The following is a 17,462-nucleotide window of genomic DNA, read 5'->3' as shown; positions in this document are numbered from 1 at the left end:
CCCCACACCCACGGGGCCCGGATGCGGCGAACTACGCCGCGGCTTCCTCGTCGGCCTCGTCGCCCACGGAGGTGCCCGGCTCGTCCAGGAGCTGCTGGGCGATGGCGAGCGCCTTCTTCGTCTTCTCGCGCAGCTTCTCGTCGCCCTTGATGCGCGCGTAGAGCTTCGTCACGCGCTCCTCGTTGCGCACCGCCGCCTGCTCCAGCTCGGTGATGCGGGCGCGCAGCCCGTCGGCGTCCGCGGCCGCCTGGGCCGTCTGGGCGGACAGGTCCGCCTGGGCTTGCTCCAGCTGCGAGCGCAGCCCGTCGGCCTCCTGCTGGGCGGCCTCCACCTGCGAGCGCAGTCCTTCGGCCTCCTCGCGCGCCGCCTGGAGATCCGCGTCCTGCTGGGCCGCCTGGGCGCGCAGGGCCTCCACTTCACCCTGGAGCGACTGCGCCTGGGCCTGGTGCTGATCCAGCTCCGCCTGGAGCGTGTCCAGCTTCGCGGTGGCGCCGCGCGCCTCTTCCTTGGCGGTGGCCAGCTGCTGATCCACGCGCTTGCGCTCGGTGGTGAGCTGCTCGGTGCGGCTGGTGAGCGTCTTGATCTGCGCGTCCCGGCGCGACAGCTCCTCGTCGGAGGTGCTGGCCTTCTGCTCCAGCTCCAGGTGCTGATCCTTCAGCTCGATGATCTCCTGGTCCTTCTGGTTCAGCTCCGACTTGAGGCGCAAGATCTCCTTGTCGCGCTTGTTGACGGTGTCGCGCAGCGCGAACGTGTCCTTGTCGTTCTTGCCGACGTTGGAGCGCGACGTCTCCAGCTCCGTCGCCTTCGACTGCAGCTCGGACTCCAGCGACTGCACGCGCTCCTCGGCCTGCGTCGCCTGTCCGCGCGAGTCCTCCAGCGCGCTCTGCAGCTCCGCCACCTTCGCGCGCAGGTTGCGCAGCTCCGCGGCGTCCGCCACGGACGTGGGGGGCAGGACGGCGCGGGGGACGGCGGCGGGCGGCGGGGCCACCGCGCGCAGCGGCGCGGGCGTGGGGACGGCGCGCACGGGCGCGGGGGGCGCCACGGCCGGCTCCGGCTCCACCGGCGGCATGAAGCCGATGACGGTCTTCTCCTCCGGCTCGTCGCCCAGGTCGCTCAGCACGTCCAGCGAGTCGTCGTTGTCGGAGCCCAGCGAGTCGAGCGCGGAGATCTCCTCCTCGGCGGACGGGGACTCCAGCTCCGGCGGCGCGACCACGGCCTCGTCCTCGGGCGTGCCGGTGACGGGCTCGGAGATGTCGCCGAAGGCCTCGTCCAGCATGTCCAGGTCTTCGCCCGGCACCGCGGGCTCCTCGCCCGTGTCCACGGCGATCTCCTCGCCGAAGTCCGGGGCGGGCTCCTCCTTGCCGAAGTCGTCCCCCAGCGAGTCCAGCGTGAGGCTGTCGTCCACCACCTCGTCGCTGGCGGGCAGCTCCGGGAAGCCGATGAGGCCGCCCACCCGGTCCACCAGCGTGTCGGTGTCCACGGGCTTGGCCACGTATTCGTCCGCGCGGGCCTTGAGCTTGCTGTGCGCCGCGAAGCCGTCCGGACTGCCGATGATGACGATGGGCAGCGCCTTGAGCTCGTCGTCCTTCTTCAGCTTGCCGCAGATGAGGTAGCCGTTCTGTCCGGCGGACAGGTCCACCGCGAGCACCACCAGCTCCGGGCGCTCGCGCCGGATCAGCTCCACGCTGCCCTTGCCGTCCCCCGTCGTCTGCGCCGAGAACCCCCGGGCTTCCAGGGCCTGCTGCAGGGTGGCGGAGAGGGTGGCGTCGCTTTCGACGATCAGGATTCGCTTGGACATGAAGGGACGGCCGTCCTGGGGTGCGGCGCGCGGTGAGACACCACGAACGAGCGGCGGCGCGCGAGAAGAGAGACGCGGTCGAGGCTATCGGCCATGCCTGGGACCGTCAATCTTCACACCGGGCGCAACGCCCGGTATTCAGTCGAGCAGGCGACCGCTCGGGCCCCGCGCCGTCAGCCCTGTTTCAGGGCTGTAGCGACACGGGCTGGAGCGACACGTTCTGCACGCTCACCGACGGCTTCACCTGCGCGGGGCGCGGGAGGCCATTGGAGCGGTGCTCCTGATCCCGCAGCATCTGCAGGATGGCGGCGTCGTCCAGATCCGTCACCAGCTCGTACGTGATGTCGTGATCCCGCCACGTCACCACGTTGTAGGCCTGGCTCGAATCCACGGCCACGTTCGCCACCGTGGGGGACTCCTCCACCGTCACCCGCCGGCCCGTGGCTGGATACACGAACACGCCGATGTTGCGCTTGGGCTCGTTCGTGCGCCGGGGCTGGGTCTCGTAGCTGACGTAGACGACTTCCTGGCCGTTGAGCGTGGAGAAGCGCGCGCCCACCGGCTGCGCCTGCTGGAGGCGGGGCAGGGTGATGCGGTGCTCCACCTTGTCGTTGAACCACGCTTCAATCTGCTCCGGCGTGCCCGCGACGAACTCCAGGGGCCGCTGGCGCGTGTGCCGCTGAACGGCCTCCAGGATGGAGGCGCGCTGCGCCTGCCCGGACTGGTACGTCATCCAGGCGCCACCCACGGTGACGGCCACCAGGGCCACCGCCCCGGCGCGGATCCACTGGCTCACCTGGGCCCGGCGCTGCTCGCGGTGCAGGCCGGACTGGATGCCCGCGCGCAGCGACGCCGGTGCGCGCGAGCCCTGGGCGGACACGGAGTGCTTCGCCGCGCGCCGGAGCGTCTGGCGAAGCTGCATCTCTTCATCCACCCGGGCGATGCAGGCCGGGCAGTCTTCGAGGTGCGACTCCACGTCGTGGCGTTCCTCGGGCTGAAACTCGCCGTCGAGGTACGGGTACAGCAATCGCTCGAGTTCCTGGCAGGTCATGGGCGCTCGATGAATCCAACCACGGACTAACCGGCCTTCTTCCGTCGCCGGTATTCTTCAAGGTCCGCGGGCGCCGGCACCGGATCCCCATCATGGCGGAAGACACCCTGTCCCTGGGCGTATTCGCGCAGCGTCTTCTGGAGCAGCTTGCGACCGCGGAACAGCCGGCTCATCACCGTGCCCACGGGGCACTCGAGGATCTCCGCGATCTCCTTGTAGGAGAACTCCTGGAGGTCCGCGAGGATGACCACCAGCCGGAAGTCGATGGGCAGTGAGTCGATGGAGCGCAGCACGTCGTCCGACAGCAGCCGGTCGAAGAAGTACTGCTCGGGGTTGGCCGCGAAGTCCGTCGCGTCCCGGCTCACGAAGCGCTCATGCACCGCCTCGCGCTCCACGCCCTCCACCACCGTGCGCTCCTTCACCTTGCGCCGGTACCGGTTGATGAACGTGTTGGTGAGGATCTTGAAGAGCCAGGCCTTGATGTTGGTGCCACGCTCGAACTTGTCGAAGAAGCGGTAGGCCCGCATGCAGGTGTCCTGCACGAGGTCCTCGGCGTCTCGCTCGTTCTTGGTCAGCCGGAGCGCCGCCGAATAGAGCGGGTCCAGGTGCGCCAGCGCCAGCTCTTCGAATTCCTGCTTCGTCCGGTTGGGTTGCCTGAAGTCCAGCATCATGCGCTCCCGCCTTCCAGGGGCCCGAAATGATTGGGGAATGCGTCGCCTGCCTAACGGTCAATCTATGCACCGGAACAGACGGGTCAACAACGCTTTCCCCTGGCGCGCCGTCCGCATGCCCGCTTCTAGGGTGCGAAGACGCCCGGCGGGATCATTTATTCCACAGGGTGGGAACCCGAGGGGTCACCTGGACGGAACGCCCCTGCGGCAACCCGGCCAGAACGTGTCTGGCCGGCTGCCGGGCAGGCGGGTTACTTCTTGCCGCCGAGCGCGTCCATCAGGGGCACGTAGTCGTAGCCCATGTCCTTGGCAACGGCCTCGTACGTGATGTGGCCATTGTAGGTGTTGATGGCGCGCTGGAGGGCGCGGTCGGACTTGATGGCCTCCACCAGGCCCAGGTCCGCGATCTTCCGCGAGTAGGGGCGGGTGGTGTTGGTGAGCGCGAACGTGGACGTCTGCGGCACCGCGCCGGGCATGTTGGCCACGCAGTAGTGGACGACGTCGCTCACGGTGAACGTGGGGTTGTCGTGCGTGGTGGGCTTGCACGTCTCGATGCAGCCGCCCTGGTCCACCGCCACGTCGACGACGACGGAGCCGGGCTCCATCTCCGCGATGAGCTCGCGCGAGACGAGCTTGGGCGCCTTGCCGCCGGGGATGAGCACGCCGCCGACGACGAGGTCCGACTCGCGCACGGTGCGCGCGATGGACTCCGTGTCCGACGCCAGCGTCTGCGCGCGGCCGAGGAACACGTCGTCCAGGTACGTGAGGCGCTCCAGGTTCACGTCGATGATGGTCACTTCCGCGCCCATGCCCACCGCGACCTTGGCGGCGCACAGGCCCACCACGCCGCCGCCGATGATGGCCACGCGGCCGCGGCGCACGCCGGGCACGCCGCCCAGCAGGATGCCCTTGCCGCCGTGCGCCTTCTCCAGGCACGCGGCGCCCACCTGGATGGCCATCTTGCCGGCCACCTCGCTCATGGGCTTGAGCAGCGGCAGGCTGCCGTCGTCCAGCTGGAGCGTCTCGTAGGCGACCGCGGTGACCTTCTTCTTGATGAGCGTCTTGGTGAGCTCCGGATCCACGCCGGCCAGGTGGAAGTAGGTGTAGACGATCTGCCCGGGCTGCATGCGCTCGTACTCGGGCGCGATGGGCTCCTTCACCTTCACCACCATCTCCGCGCGCTTCCACACCTCATCCGCGGTGGAGATGATCTGCGCGCCGACGCGCTGGTACTCCGAATCAGGGATGCCGGAGCCGACGCCTGCGTTCGTCTCGACCAGCACCGTGTGCCCCGCGCTGGTGAGCGCGCGCACGCCCGCAGGCACCATGCCGACACGGTACTCGCGGGTTTTGATCTCCTTGGGAACTCCGACGATCACGACTGCCTCCGGATAGGGGACTGCGAAAACGTGGCGGACCCATAGACCAGGGCCCCAGCGCTTTCAAGGCGCGCTCCGGCAGGCGGGCGTGGGCTGGCGTGATGGGGCTCATTCGCCCGCACCCATGACGCGAGGCGTTGGACGCGTCACGGGCCGCTCGTGTTAGTTAGCGGAGCATGACGCACGCGCCGAAACTGCTCTTCGCGGACTCCAAGGGCCGGGTGATGGAACATCCGTACCTCATCGCCACCCTGCGCAGCGGGGAGGAGCTCGTGCCGCCGCAGGACAAGCCCATCGCCCTGCCAGCGGCGGGACGGCTGGTGCACCTGCCCGGACGGCTGCCGGTGGGACTCAACCCGGACTCCGGCGAACTGGAGCTGGTGCGCGAGATGAAAGTCGGCGGCAAGACCTTCGTGCCCAACGCCGTCGGCGCGCTCCTGCCGCCCGGCTACACGCGCACGTTCCTCCCCGGCGAGGTGAAGGGGGACGGGCCGGTGCTACCGCAGTGGGCGTACACGGCGGCGGCGTGGGGGGAGAAGGGGCCGCTCGCGTGGGCCATCCACACCGACCGGCGCTCGCACTGGGAGCCGGAGGCGTACTCCACGCCGGAGCTCAAGGGGCTGGTTACCGCCCACATGGAGCGCTTCCCGGACAGCCGCGTGCTCAAGCAGTTGAAGACGTGCGCGCTGCTCTACCGCTGCTTCACGTCGCAGAACATCTTCTACGCGCGCGACGAGGGCGCCATCCCCGCGTCGGTGATGTGCAACGCGCGCTGCGTGGGCTGCATCTCGGATCAGCCCGCGGACGGCCCGCCGGCCTCGCATGAGCGCATGGATGACGGCCCGTCCGCGGAGGAGATGGCGGCCATCGGCCTGTACCACCTGGAGCACGCGCCGGGCCGCACCATGGTGAGCTTCGGCCAGGGGTGCGAGGGCGAGCCGCTGACGCGCTGGAAGTACATCGCGGAGTCCATCCGCCTGATGCGCGCGAAGACGGACCGGGGCTCCATCAACATCAACACCAACGCCAGCCTCACGCATGGCCTGAGGGCGCTGCTGGACGCGGGGCTGGACGCCGTGCGCGTGTCGCTCAACGCCGCGTCCAAGGGCCTTTATGAGGCCTACTACAAGCCGGTGAAGTACGGCTGGGAGGACGTGGAGGCCTCCATCGCGCTCGCGCGGGAGCGCGGGGCGTACCTGGCGCTGAACCTCCTCTTGTTCCCCGGCGTCACCGACCGCGAGGGCGAGGTGCGGGCGCTGGAGGACCTGGTGCGCAAGTACCGCGTGGATCAGGTGCAGACGCGCTCGCTGTGCATCGACCCGCTCCAGTACCTGGAGGTGGCGCGAGGGCAGGGCGCGGGCGGCGAGCCGGTGGGCATCCGCACGCTGCTGAACCGCCTGAAGGCGGCGCGGCCGGGGCTCATCATCGGCAACTTCGCGCGCGGCCTGGAGGAGCGGGACAACGCCGCGAGCGCGCCCCGCACCTGAGGGACGCGGGGACAGGGGTTTGACCCCCCGGGGGCGGACGGCTACAGAGCCGGGCATGTCCGTCTCCTCCCGCGCCCCGTCCCGTCTGGCCATCCTCTGCCTCTTCCCCGGTGCCGTCGCCCTGCTCGGCGCGTGCAGCAAGGCGCCCGAGGAGCCGGAGTTCGACCATGGCTTGAAGAAGCCCATCGTGCGCAAGCTGCGCGAGGAGCTGAAGGCGACGCCGTGTGACAAGGCGAAGGCGCAGGAGCACGCGCAGCTGCTGCTGACCACCGGCGACCTCAAGGGCGCGACGAAGGCGTCGGACGACTTCGCGGCCGCCGGCTGTGGCGCCAACGTCGTCCTGCTCCAGCTCTCGTACACGGCGAACGCGCGGCTGGAGAACAAGGAGGGCGCGCTGAAGGCCGCCACCGCGCTGGTGGAGGCGCAGCCCACCAACGCCAGCTACCGCGTGTGGCGGGGCCTGTCGCAGGACGCCCTGGGCCAGACGGAGGGGGCCGCGGCGGACTACCAGAAGGCCTTCGAACTCCAGCCGGATCAGCGCCCCATCCTCAACGCGCTGCTGAAGGCCTACGAAACGCTCAACCGGCCCTGTGACGCGCTGGCAGCGTACGAGCGCTACGTGCAGGCGAAGCCCACGGAGGCGAACAAGTCCGACGTGAAGGAGGCGATGCAGGTCCTGGCCAGCAAGACGACCTGCCCGGTGGACGCCGGCGCGACGGACGCCGGGGGCATTGAAGCCGCCACGACGCCCTGAGGCCGCGCGGGGGCTCGGGGACTACTCGGCGCCGGGGGGCATCAGCTCCTTGGCGACGAGGTTGCCCATCACGGCGTCCTTCGGGATGTAGCCGTCCGCGCCGGCCTCGCGGCAGATGCGCTGGAGCTCCTCCACGTTCTCGCCGGAGCACAGCAGCACCTTGATGCCCTTGAAGAGGCTGTTGCTCTTGATGAAGCGGCAGAACTGCTCGCCGTTCACGTTGGGCATGCGCACGTCCAGGAGCACCAGGTCCGGGCGCGTCTGCTTCTTCAGGATGATCTTCGTGGCCTTGTCCGCGGAGTCCGCGATGTGGACCTCGAAGCCCTTGGACACCAGGTCCGCTTCGATGATCCGCGCGGTCATCTCGCTGTCGTCCACGATGAGGATGCGCGGCTTGCGGGCCCCGGGGGCCAGCGTCTTCGGCGCGGAGAGCCCGGCGGGCGCGGCCACGGGGGCCGCGGCGCTCACGGCCGGGGCGGGGGTGGGCGCCGGGGCGGCCGGGGGGATGTTCAGCGCCGGGGCGCCGATGAGGCCCATCACGCCCCCGAGCACGCCTTCCAGGCCGCCGCTCTTGAGGATGTAGCCGTCCGCGCCGGAGTTCTTCGTCTTCGCGTCCAGCTCCGTCTCGGAGATGTCGGAGTAGAGGACGAGCTTGGAGGTGACCTTCTTCACCTGCCGCAGGTATTCGACGACGTCGTCGCCGAACATCTCCGGCATGTTGACGTCCATGAGGATGAGCGCGAAGGGCCCCTCGGCGAGCTTCTGGTCGAGCGTGGCCAGGTCGGGCGCGCCTACGGCCTCATAGCCAGCGGCCGTCAGGGCCCGGACCGTGAGCTCCAGCAGCATCGGGCTGTCGTCAATGACCAGTACGCGGGACATCTTCCTCCTCAGGGGCTCCCGGCCCACAACCCTACACCTTTGGTCCCCGCCGAACCATCGAAACGGCGAGCAGGCGGACAGTCTTGGATGGACCCTTGACCCGTTTTCGCCTCGTCCAGGATACTTCGGTGCCTTGACCCCGACCTCCACTCCCCTGCAACGCGCGCTCCGGCAGGCGCCGGACCGCACGCTGGCCGCCCAGGCCCGACCCGAACTGGAGTTCTTCTGCTTCCGGGTGGGTGAGCTGCGCTTCGGCGTCCCCAGCGAGAACGTCACCGAGGTGCTGCGCGCCGGGCTGCTCACGCCCCTGCCGCGCACCCCCTCGTTCATCATGGGCGTCACCGGCCACCGAGGCCAGGTGCTGCCGGTGGTGGACCTGCTGCGCTTCCTGAGCAAGGGCGAGGCGCGCATCGGCCCGCGCACGCGCATCTTCGTGGGCGTCAGCGGCAGCTACGTCTCCGGCGTGGTGGCGGACACCGTGCTGGGCCTGCGCCGCGTGCCCGTGGCGGAGATCCTCCCGCCGCCCCTGGGCGGCGACGCGGCGGCGGAGCACCTGCTGGGCGTGGTGCACGGCAACACCCCGCACGACGGGCTGAACCTGCTCAACTTCTCCAAGCTGCTGCAGACGGCCCGTCAGCGCGCGGTGGTGCGATGAGGCACGGCACCGTCAACGGCGTCGCGGATGATCGCTCCGCGGAGGAGCTGGGAGAAGTGGACATCCTCTTCTTCCAGATCGGCGACTCCGAATACGGCACCGACGCATCGTCGGTGCTGCGCATCGACCGGGCGCTGCCGGACGACCTCACCGTGCGCGAACTGGGCCTGCCGCACCGCGGCCTGCGCGCGATCGTGTTCGACACCCCGGAGGGCGAGGGCCACCTGAAGGTGGACGCCGTCAACGGGGTGCGCTCCGTGGCGCTCGCCGTGCTACGCCGCATGCCCGCCGCGGTCGCGGCGGCTCCCTATGCCGTGGGCGTGTGCCTGGATGAAGAGTCCAGGCGGCCCGTGTTGCTCATTGATCTGGCGGAAACCTTGAAGACGCAAGGAAGGCACTGACACACATGTCCCTGGAGAGCCCCAACGACAAGCCCGCGGCCAAGCCCCGCGGTGCGAAGAAGTCCCCAGGCGCGAAGGCCGGAGCCCCCGAGGCCAACGCGGTGGATCCGCTCAAGCCCTTCACCGACACGCTGATGTCGGTGCTGGCCGGCAACCTGAACGCGCGCGTCCCCCACGACCGCGTCCAGGCGGATCCCACGGGCTTCGGCCACCTGCTCAACCAGGTGCTGGAGCAGTTCTCCTCCGCGGAGCACCGCAAGCAGGTGGCGGCGCAGGAGATCGATCAGGCGCTCGACTCGCTCATCATCCTGGTGCGTGAAGGCGACCTGTCACGCTGGAACACGTCCACGGAGGACCCCCAGCTGGGGCCCCTCCTGGAGGGCTTCGGCAAGGTCATCGAGACGCTGCGCATCTTCGTGCGGGAGATCAACGAGGCCGCGCTGCGGCTGTCGTCCTCCGCCAACCAGGTGCTGGCGGCGTCCACGCAGCACGAGACGTCCTCCACCGAACAGGCCGCGGCCATCCATGAGACGACCGCGACCATGGAGGAGCTGAAGCACGCCTCCGCGCAGATCGCGGAGAACGCGGGCAGCGTGGCGCGCGTGGCGGAGGAGACGCTGGGCGCGGCCCGCGCGGGTCGCGGCGCCATCGGCGAGTTCATCCAGGCCATGCAGCAGATCCGCAGCGACGGCGTCGCGGTGGCGGACTCCATCTCCAAGCTGTCCAAGCGCGTGGAGCGCATCGGCACGGTGGTGGAGGTCATCGACGAGATCGCGGACCGCTCCGACCTGCTGGCCCTCAACGCGGCGCTGGAAGGCAGCCGCGCGGGCGAGGCGGGCAAGGGCTTCTCCATCGTCGCGGCGGAGATGCGCCGGCTGGCGGAGAACGTCCTGGAGTCCACCAAGGAGATCAAGAACCTCATCACGGAGATCCGCGAGGCCACGGCCGCGGCGGCGGGCGCGGCGGACGCGTCCAAGCACGCCACGGAGTCCGGCGAGAAGCTGGGCGCGGTGGCGGCGCAGGCCGTGGAAGGCATCCTCGCCGGTGTGCAGGAGACGAGCGACGCGGCCCGGGTCATCAACCTGGCCACGCAGCAGCAGCGCACGGCCACCGAGCAGGTGGTGGCGTCCATGGCGGAGATCGAGGACGTGACCCGTCAGACGACGCAGGCGTCGAAGCAGGCCACCGGGGCCGCCGCCGAGCTCACCCAGCTTGCGGGCCGGCTCGCCGAGCTCATCAAGCGCTTCAAGGCCGACTAGGCGTTCTCCTGAAGGGGAGAGAGGGGCCCTGGGGAAGGCGTGAAGACGCGCCTCCCCGCCGGGCCTGCCACCCATGGACACCGAGGCCCTCAAAAAGTCCCTCCTGAAGAAGTTCCAGGAGGTCACGGCCGACCGACTCCAGAAGATCCAACTGGGAGTCATCGACCTGGAGAAGGAGACCGCGGATCAGGCCGCGGACGACGTCGCGCGCGAACTGCACACGATGAAGGGCGAGGCCCGCATGCTGGGCCTGGCCGCCATCGGTCAGCTCGCGCACGCCGCCGAGGACGTCCTGCGCGCCGAGCGCGAAGGCAAGACGGCCACCGAGACCGCCACCGACGTCATGCTCCGTGCATGCGACGTGCTGTCGGACCTCATCGAGGACCTGGACGCGGCCCACACCGGCTCCACGGCCACCGAGGAGATGGTGAAGGCCCTGTCGGAGGTGTCCGGTCACCCGGTGCCCGCCCTGGGCCCGGTGCGCAAGCCCGCCGCCGCGCCCCCGCAGCCACCGGCCGTCGCCGCGCCGCCCAAGCCCGCCCAGGCCCCGCCCCCCGTGGCCGCGGCCCCGGCGGCCGTGGCCCCGCAGCGCGCCCCCGAAGCGCCCGTGGCGCCTCCGCCGCCCGCGCGGGAGGAGGAGGCCCCGAACACCGCGAAGGGCAACACCATCGCGGACCGCAGCATCCGCGTGAACGTGGAGGTGCTGGACTCGCTGGGCCTGCTCGCCGGCGACCTGCTGGTGGAGAGCGCCCGGGGCCGCCTGCGCAGCACGGAGACGGCGGCGCTCTTCGAACGCTTCAGCCGCCTGGGCGATCGCTTCCTGCGCATGTCGGAGGAAGTGGACGTGCCGGACGCGATCCGCGCGGAGCTGGAGCGCGCGGAGGCCGACCTGCACATGCTGCGCGACGACGCGTTCCGCTTCGTGCGCCGCAACGGCGACGGCATTGAAACGCTGCACGGCAACCTGGCCCAGCTGGCGGACCACGTGGCCGAGGCGCGCCTGGTGCCGCTGGCCACCGTGTTCGACGCCTTCCCCCGCGCCGTCCGCGACATCGCGAGGACGCAGGAGAAGGACGTGGACCTGGTCATCGAGAACGCCGACATCGGCGTGGACCGGTCCATGCTGGCCGACGTGCGCGACGCGCTGGTGCACCTGCTGCGCAACGCGGTGGACCACGGCCTGGAGTCCCCGGACCTGCGCCAGCAGATGGGCAAGCCCGCCACGGGCCGCATCCGCATCCGGGTGCGCGTGGACGGCGACATGCTCCACATCGAGGTGGAGGACGACGGCCGGGGCATGGACACGGACCGGCTCAAGCAGGTGGCCGTCAACAAGCGCCTGCTGTCGGCGGTGCAGGCCGCCGCGCTGTCGGAGCGGGAGGCCATCGAGCTCATCTTCCGCCCCGGCTTCTCCACCCGCGAACAGGTCAGCGAATTGTCCGGCCGCGGCGTGGGCATGGACGTGGTGAAGCGCAAGGTGGAGACGCTGGGCGGATCCGTGGGCGTCTCCAGCCGCCAGGGCCGGGGCACCACCATCACGCTGCGCCTGCCGCAGTCGCTGGCCCTGATGAAGGTGCTGCTGGTGCGCCTGGGCGACGACGTCTACGGCATGCCCGCCGCGGACGTGGTGGCCGTCATGCGCATCAAGCCCGATGACCGCATGGAGGTGTTCGGCACGCTGGCGGTGCGGCACCGGGGCAAGCCCACGGCGCTCGTGGCGCTGGGGCCGCTCCTGGGCCTCAACGGCGGCAACCGCTTCGACAAGCCTCCGGCCGTCGTCGTGCGCCACGGCGACGACTACGCCGCGCTGGTGGTGGACGGCTTCGTGGACGAGCGCGAGGTGGCGGTGAAGCCCTGCGGCGGCGAGTTCCTCAAGGGCGCCCCCTTCATCGCGGGCACGGCGGCGCTGGAGGACGGGCGCATCGCGGTGCTGTTGCACGTGCCGGACATCATGACCGAGGTGCGCCGCATGGCCCGCCCCGTCACCCAGGCGCCCGCCAGCCGACGGCTGCGGGTGCTGCTGGTGGACGACTCGCCCATCGCCCGGGCGACGGAGGGCGCGCTCGTCAAGGCGCTGGGCCACAACGTGGAGGAGGCACAGGACGGCGAGGAGGCGTACGCGAAGGTGCAGACGAACACGTACGATCTCATCCTCACCGACGTGCAGATGCCCAAGCTGGACGGCTTCTCCCTCACGCGGCGGCTGAAGGCCACGCCGTCGGTGGCGCGCATCCCGGTCATCATCCTGTCGTCGCTCGCGTCGCCGGAGGACAAGCGGCGCGGCCTGGATGCGGGCGCGGATGCGTACCTGGTCAAGGGGGAGCTGGGCGTGGAGAGTCTGGCGCAGTCCATCGACAGGCTGACCTGAGGAGCCTCTGGTGGGCGGCGGCACGGCGGTGATGGGAATGGCGTTCCGGGTGCTCCTGGTGGGGCGGGGCCTGCGCTCGTTGGTGCGCGGCCTCTTCGACGGGGAGTCCCTGGTGGCCGTGGGCCCGCCCGAAGCGGACTTCGCGAACGCCGAGGACGTCGTCCGGCGCCACTTCCCGGACGTCGTCCTGATGGACCTGTCCTCGTCCCAGTCCCTGGGCGCCATCGAGCGCATCATGGCGGAGCGGCCGGTGCCCATCCTCGCGCTGCACCCGGGGGTGCTCACCGGACAGCAGGCGTTCCAGGCCCTGGCCCTGGGGGCGCTGGACGTGATGGACCGGCCCATGAGCCCCACCCAGGAATTCTGGGCCGCGGTGGGCCGCAAGCTGGTCATGCTGGCCCAGGTGAAGGGCGTGCGCTCGTCGCCTTCGGTGCGCAAGAAGCCCCAGGAGGGGCCGACGGCGCCGTTCCCCCTGGTGGCGCTGGCCGCGTCGCTGGGCGGCCCCAAGGCGGTGGCGCAGGTGCTGCGGATGATTCCGCGCGGTTTCCCGGCGCCCATCGCCTACTGTCAGCACATCAGCCAGGGCTTCACGGAGGGGCTGGCGCACTGGCTGTCCACGGAGACAGCGCTGCGCGTCGTCGAGGCGACGCATGACGCGGGGATGGAGCCAGGCACGGTGTACATCGCGCCATCGGGAGGGCATCTGCTGGTCAAGTCGGATGGCCGTCTGGAACTGGACTCGGGACCTGCCCTGCGGGGCTTCCGCCCATCGTGTGACATGCTGCTCACTTCGGCGGGGGAGGCTTTCGGTCGGCGCTGCATTGGCGTCATCCTGACGGGCATGGGCCGCGACGGCGCCAGGGGGCTGAAGGAGATTCGCGAGCGGGGCGGACGCACCATCGCGCAGGACGAGGCGTCGTGCGTCGTCTACGGCATGCCGCGCGAGGCGGTGCTGCTGGGCGCGGCGCAGAAGGTGCTGTCGCTGGAGCTCATCGGGCCAACGTTGGTGCAGTGGGTGGACGCGTGCTGAGCGTGGGCAACAAGGTCCTCCAGCAGCTCGCCGCGCTCCTGCTGGAGCGCGCGGGGCTGAAGATCACCCTGGACGGCTACCACAGCCTGCGTCTGGCGCTGTCCACGCGCATGCCCGTGTTGGGGCTGAGCGACCCGGACAAGTACATGCAGCGGCTGATGAGCACCCACGGCGAGGAGGAGCTGCGGGCGCTGCTGCCGCTGGTGACGGTGGGGCACACGGAGTTCTTCCGCGACGCGAAGCAGTTCCGCGCGCTGGAGCACAGCGTGCTGCCGGAGCTGCTGGCGCGGGCGCGGCGCGAGATGCGCAAGGTGACCATCTGGTCCGCGGGCTGCGCCACGGGGGAAGAGCCCTACAGCCTGGCGCTGGTGATGGCGGAATTGGGGGCGCTCGCGGTGGAGGTGGACCTGTGGGCCACCGACCTGAACCTGGCCGCGGTGGAGGCCGCGCGGCAGGGGCGCTTCTCCAACCGGCGGGCGCTGGCCATGGGCCCGGAGCGCCTGTCGCGCTTCTTCAAGCCGGTGGAGGACGGGTACGAGGCGTCACCCGTGCTGCGCGAGTACATCCGCTTCGACGGACAGAACCTGGCCGCGCCGGTGTTCGACAAGGTGACGCCCGGGTCGTTGGATCTCATCCTGTGCCGCAACGTCATCATCTACTTCGACCTGCCCACCATCCGCGGGTTGATGGACCGCTTCCTCGCCGCGCTGCGCCCGGGCGGGCTCTTGTTCCTGGGGTACTCGGAGAGCCTGTTCAAGGTCTATGATCGCTTCGAGATGATCGAAGTGGACGGCGCGTTCGTGTGCCGCCGGCCCCTGGGGGAGCATCCCCGGCCGCCGCCGCCCCGCGTGTCCAGCCCGTCGGATCCGCCGCTGCGCCCCGGCAGCCCGGAGTCCTTCGCGGTGGGCCTGCGCCAGCGACTCCAGGCCACCGCGGACACCGCCGCGAAGCTGCGCGCCTCCAGCGGCGCGGACACGCTCGCCTCCCGCGCGACGGAGGCCCCGCGCCGGCTCACCACGGAGCTGCCCGCCATGGGCAACCTGACCGGGCGGCGCACCGGCGAGTTCCCGGCCGTCCGGGCGGAGCCTCCGCGCACGACGCCCGCCCCGGCGCGCGCCGTGGCGGATCGCCTCTCCGGCGCGTTCCCGGTGGTGCGCCTGGACTCCCCGCCGGCCCGCCCCTCGCCGGACGGCGCCCCCACGCGTCCGAGCGGCTCCTGGCCGCAGCTGCTGCCGCCCGCGGAGCGCCTCAACATGGCGGTGCGCAAGATGACGGCGGGGGACTTCCCCGGCGCCATCGCGGGCGTGGAGCGGCTGCTGGTGGACGAGCCCAGCGACCTGGACGCGCTCCTGACGCTGGGCAACCTGTATTCGCTCACCGGCCGCAGCGCCAACGCGCGCGACACCTTCGCGCAGGCGCTCCAGCGCGAGCCGCTCTGCGTGGAGGCGCGCATCTTCGGAGGCGTGGCGGCGATGCAGGCGGGGAGCCTGGCGGAGGCGCGCGCGGAGCTGGCCAAGGCGCTCTTCCTGGAGCCCACGCTGGCCATCGGCCACTACCTGCTCGCGCAGGTGCAGGAGCGCACCCAGGACTTCGACGCGGCCCGGCGCAGCTACCGCAACGCCGTCGCGCAGCTCAAGCACCCGCAGCGCCCGCTGGCGGGGCACTACCCGGAGATGCTCGACTCCGCGGAGGCCATCTCCCGCGCGGCCCGCTATGCGCTGGCCGCGCTGGAGGAGCAGCCGGGCTGAGAGGCCCGGCCGCGACGCTCAGTCCAGGTTGCCCTTGACCTGATCCAGGCTCTTGGACGGATCCAGCACGGCGCCGAACTTCTTCTGCAGGTACGTCTTGGCCTGACCGCGCAGCAGCATGCCGGGGTCGGTGCCTTCGCCCGTCACCGTCTTGTCGGTGATGACGAAGCTGGCGTCCAGGTTGATGCCCATGACCTTGCCGGCGAGCTTCGCGCCCTCGTCGCCCGTCCAGTCGGACTTCACGCCGTACTTGGTGCCCCAGTAGCTGAGGAGCTGCTCCACGCGCTTCTTGACCTCGTCCTTGGGAAGGTTGTGGGGGACCTCGAATTTCAACATGCCCATGGCGGTGACTCCTGTTCGGAAGGTGGCTGGTCCAAGCGGTTTAGTGACACCGGGCCAGAAAGGGAACCGCCGTGTTGTGTTTGCCGGCGGGGATGTCCACCGCAGGCCTACCGGGCAGCCTTGCTCCGGGGGCGGCGCGGCTTCCCGGGGACGGGCTCCGGCTCCTCAGGCGCCGGTTCGCCCCAGCGCGCCAGGTAGGGGCCCAGGTCGAACTTCTGCGCCGTGCGCGGTGAGCTCATGGGCCGCACCTTTCCAATCACCGCGCGCTCCTGGAAGGGCCGGTCGTGCAGGCCCAATATCCACATGAAGTTGGACACGCTCGCCGGGTCGCGGCCGTCCACCGCGTAGGTGTCATTGAGCCGGTGGATGCGGTCCAGGGCCTCCTGCGGCGTGGCGCTCCATTCGAGGATCTTCTTCCCCCAGAGCATGCGCAGGTAGTTGTGGATCCGGCCGCGCTCGCGCAGCTCCTTCTGGGACGCGTTCCAGAGCGCGTCCTGCGTGCGGCCCTGCTCCAGCTCCTCGTAGGAGTACAGGTGCGGGCGCGGGTCCTTCTCGTGGCGCGACAGCGTCTCGCGCGCCCAGGGGGGCAGGGAGGCCACGGTGAGCTGCCGGGGGCCGGGCGTGTGGAGGCAGTAGTTGAAGCCCAGCTCGCGGCGCACGAGCAGCTCCTCCAGGAACGACTGCACGGCCGGGTGGTCCTTGCCCTTCGCCGCGATGGCCGCCCGGGCCGCCTCGCCCGGGAAGAGGTTCCCCCAGTGCCAGTAGGGCGACAGGTTGGACTGCTGGCCCAGGCCCGGATCATTGCGGCCCTCCTCGTAGCCCTCCAGCCGCTCCTCCAGGAACGCGCCCAGGGCCTTGAGGCCCGCCTTGCGGCCCCCGCGCTCGTCCAGGGGTTTCACGGAGTGATCCACCGCGAACGTGTGCAGCGCGGCCCGGGCCTTCACCGCGTCCGCGACGGCGAAGTCCGGCTGGAGGTCCGCGCCCGGGGCCCGCGCCTTGCGCCGGGGCAGGGTGCGCTCCAGGTACTCCGGCCACAGCTTGCGCAGCTTGGGGCGCAGCGCGTACGCGCCCACCTGGGGCGCGGGGATGCGCTGCATGGGCACCACGCAGGACGCGTCCACCGCGATGAGCGGCACCTGGAGCGCCTTCGCCGCGCCGCGCAGGTGGCCCGGGATGATGAACGTGGGGAACAGGTCCGACACGACGGCCGCCGCGCGCCGGCCCAGCTTCGCGAGCCGGGGCACGTGCTCCTTCGTCGTGCGCGGCAGCTCCAGCCAGTACGGCAGTCCGCGCGCCGCGCAGCCCTTCGCCATGTCCGCCATGCCCTCCAGCGCCCACGCGTGGAGCCGGTCCGACGCGTAGGGGTAGTCAGGGCGCAGGGCCTGATACACGACGACGGGCAGGCCCAGGTGGTTGCCCAGCGCGATGGCGACATCCAGCGCGTGGTTCTCCTCCCACCGGTGGTTCACCATGCACCAGTAGAGGACGAAGTCGCGCTGGCCGGAGGGGAAGGGGACCTCCTTCACGACCTGGATGCGCGCGGAGTCGACCGCGAGTTCGGACCACGAGATGCCTTCGGGCATGGGCCGTGAAGATGCCGCATCCTCGCGCGCGTCGCGGTGGGAGTTTCACGGCGTTGT

General features: G+C 70.7%; 15 protein-coding genes. 8 read left to right on the top strand and 7 right to left on the bottom strand.

The annotated features are described in order from the left end of the window. Positions 1–31: 31 nt before the first annotated feature. The 4 genes from OV207_RS20135 to ald form a co-directional block, all read right to left on the bottom strand. Entirely contained in the window at positions 32–1,798 is a 1,767-nt protein-coding gene (locus OV207_RS20135; protein WP_267556746.1) for a response regulator, read from the bottom strand. A 184-nt stretch (positions 1,799–1,982) separates the two neighbouring features. Then, positions 1,983–2,849 carry an anti-sigma factor family protein gene (locus OV207_RS20130; RefSeq protein WP_193348619.1) on the bottom strand — a complete coding sequence of 289 codons (867 nt, stop codon included), beginning with the start codon at positions 2,847–2,849 and terminating at the stop codon, positions 1,983–1,985. A 26-nt stretch (positions 2,850–2,875) separates the two neighbouring features. Next, entirely contained in the window at positions 2,876–3,517 is a 642-nt protein-coding gene (locus tag OV207_RS20125) for a sigma-70 family RNA polymerase sigma factor (RefSeq protein ID WP_193348975.1), read from the bottom strand. Between the two features lie 254 nt (positions 3,518–3,771). Continuing rightward, positions 3,772–4,899 carry an alanine dehydrogenase gene (gene ald, locus OV207_RS20120; protein ID WP_267556745.1) on the bottom strand — a complete coding sequence of 376 codons (1,128 nt, stop codon included), beginning with the start codon at positions 4,897–4,899 and terminating at the stop codon, positions 3,772–3,774. 176 nt (positions 4,900–5,075) lie between these two features. Here ald and OV207_RS20115 point away from each other — a divergent pair, with 176 nt between their 5' ends. Together OV207_RS20115 and OV207_RS20110 are read left to right on the top strand one after the other, a co-directional pair. Continuing rightward, positions 5,076–6,386, top strand: a complete 1,311-nt coding sequence (locus tag OV207_RS20115; RefSeq protein WP_193348621.1) for a radical SAM protein — start codon at positions 5,076–5,078, stop codon at positions 6,384–6,386. Between the two features lie 55 nt (positions 6,387–6,441). Next, complete coding sequence (locus OV207_RS20110) at positions 6,442–7,140, top strand: hypothetical protein (RefSeq protein ID WP_267556744.1); 699 nt, start codon at positions 6,442–6,444, stop codon at positions 7,138–7,140. Between the two features lie 21 nt (positions 7,141–7,161). Here the strand turns inward: OV207_RS20110 and OV207_RS20105 are convergent, their stop codons facing one another. Next, entirely contained in the window at positions 7,162–8,019 is an 858-nt protein-coding gene (locus OV207_RS20105; protein ID WP_267556743.1) for a response regulator, read from the bottom strand. 154 nt (positions 8,020–8,173) lie between these two features. On the opposite strand from OV207_RS20105, the gene OV207_RS20100 reads away from it, so the two are divergent. The 6 genes from OV207_RS20100 to OV207_RS20075 all read left to right on the top strand — a co-directional run bounded on the left by OV207_RS20100 (position 8,174) and on the right by OV207_RS20075 (position 15,480). Continuing rightward, positions 8,174–8,674 (top strand): chemotaxis protein CheW, encoded by a 501-nt coding sequence (locus tag OV207_RS20100; RefSeq protein ID WP_193348976.1) that lies wholly within the window; start codon positions 8,174–8,176, stop codon positions 8,672–8,674. After that, positions 8,671–9,075 (top strand): Frizzy aggregation protein FrzB, encoded by a 405-nt coding sequence (locus OV207_RS20095; protein WP_193348624.1) that lies wholly within the window; start codon positions 8,671–8,673, stop codon positions 9,073–9,075. The genes OV207_RS20100 and OV207_RS20095 overlap by 4 nt, the downstream gene beginning before the upstream one ends. A gap of 5 nt (positions 9,076–9,080) precedes the next feature. Next, the gene (locus OV207_RS20090; protein ID WP_267556742.1) at positions 9,081–10,334 is read left to right on the top strand and encodes a methyl-accepting chemotaxis protein; all 1,254 of its coding nucleotides are present in this window, start codon (positions 9,081–9,083) and stop codon (positions 10,332–10,334) included. A gap of 73 nt (positions 10,335–10,407) precedes the next feature. Beyond that, positions 10,408–12,702 carry a hybrid sensor histidine kinase/response regulator gene (locus OV207_RS20085; protein WP_193348626.1) on the top strand — a complete coding sequence of 765 codons (2,295 nt, stop codon included), beginning with the start codon at positions 10,408–10,410 and terminating at the stop codon, positions 12,700–12,702. Between the two features lie 37 nt (positions 12,703–12,739). Continuing rightward, positions 12,740–13,732 carry a chemotaxis protein CheB gene (locus OV207_RS20080; RefSeq protein WP_267556847.1) on the top strand — a complete coding sequence of 331 codons (993 nt, stop codon included), beginning with the start codon at positions 12,740–12,742 and terminating at the stop codon, positions 13,730–13,732. Next, positions 13,726–15,480: a CheR family methyltransferase gene (locus OV207_RS20075; RefSeq protein ID WP_267556846.1), complete on the top strand. Its 1,755-nt coding sequence runs from the start codon at positions 13,726–13,728 to the stop codon at positions 15,478–15,480. Before OV207_RS20080 ends, OV207_RS20075 begins: the two co-directional genes overlap by 7 nt. An 18-nt stretch (positions 15,481–15,498) precedes the next feature. On the opposite strand, the gene OV207_RS20070 is transcribed toward OV207_RS20075, so the two are convergent. After that, positions 15,499–15,822 carry a polyhydroxyalkanoic acid system family protein gene (locus OV207_RS20070; RefSeq protein WP_267556740.1) on the bottom strand — a complete coding sequence of 108 codons (324 nt, stop codon included), beginning with the start codon at positions 15,820–15,822 and terminating at the stop codon, positions 15,499–15,501. Between the two features lie 107 nt (positions 15,823–15,929). Continuing rightward, entirely contained in the window at positions 15,930–17,405 is a 1,476-nt protein-coding gene (locus OV207_RS20065; protein WP_267556738.1) for a deoxyribodipyrimidine photo-lyase, read from the bottom strand. Positions 17,406–17,462: the final 57 nt, after the last annotated feature.

The sequence above is a fragment of the Corallococcus sp. BB11-1 genome (assembly GCF_026626625.1).
In the GTDB taxonomy this organism is placed as follows: Bacteria; Myxococcota; Myxococcia; order Myxococcales; family Myxococcaceae; genus Corallococcus; species Corallococcus soli.
Note: the sequence above shows the minus strand (reverse complement) of the source record. Positions and strands in the feature narration are given on the sequence as shown.

What these genes read in the sequence shown, in the direction of transcription:
- OV207_RS20135 (WP_267556746.1), bottom strand. Translation starts at nt 1,798, where the DNA reads ATGTCCAAGCGAATCCTGATCGTCGAAAGCGACGCCACCCTCTCCGCC.
- OV207_RS20130 (WP_193348619.1), bottom strand. Translation starts at nt 2,849, where the DNA reads ATGACCTGCCAGGAACTCGAGCGATTGCTGTACCCGTACCTCGACGGC.
- OV207_RS20125 (WP_193348975.1), bottom strand. Translation starts at nt 3,517, where the DNA reads ATGCTGGACTTCAGGCAACCCAACCGGACGAAGCAGGAATTCGAAGAG.
- OV207_RS20115 (WP_193348621.1), top strand. Translation starts at nt 5,076, where the DNA reads ATGACGCACGCGCCGAAACTGCTCTTCGCGGACTCCAAGGGCCGGGTG.
- OV207_RS20110 (WP_267556744.1), top strand. Translation starts at nt 6,442, where the DNA reads ATGTCCGTCTCCTCCCGCGCCCCGTCCCGTCTGGCCATCCTCTGCCTC.
- OV207_RS20105 (WP_267556743.1), bottom strand. Translation starts at nt 8,019, where the DNA reads ATGTCCCGCGTACTGGTCATTGACGACAGCCCGATGCTGCTGGAGCTC.
- OV207_RS20095 (WP_193348624.1), top strand. Translation starts at nt 8,671, where the DNA reads ATGAGGCACGGCACCGTCAACGGCGTCGCGGATGATCGCTCCGCGGAG.
- OV207_RS20090 (WP_267556742.1), top strand. Translation starts at nt 9,081, where the DNA reads ATGTCCCTGGAGAGCCCCAACGACAAGCCCGCGGCCAAGCCCCGCGGT.
- OV207_RS20085 (WP_193348626.1), top strand. Translation starts at nt 10,408, where the DNA reads ATGGACACCGAGGCCCTCAAAAAGTCCCTCCTGAAGAAGTTCCAGGAG.
- OV207_RS20080 (WP_267556847.1), top strand. Translation starts at nt 12,740, where the DNA reads ATGGCGTTCCGGGTGCTCCTGGTGGGGCGGGGCCTGCGCTCGTTGGTG.
- OV207_RS20070 (WP_267556740.1), bottom strand. Translation starts at nt 15,822, where the DNA reads ATGGGCATGTTGAAATTCGAGGTCCCCCACAACCTTCCCAAGGACGAG.
- OV207_RS20065 (WP_267556738.1), bottom strand. Translation starts at nt 17,405, where the DNA reads ATGCCCGAAGGCATCTCGTGGTCCGAACTCGCGGTCGACTCCGCGCGC.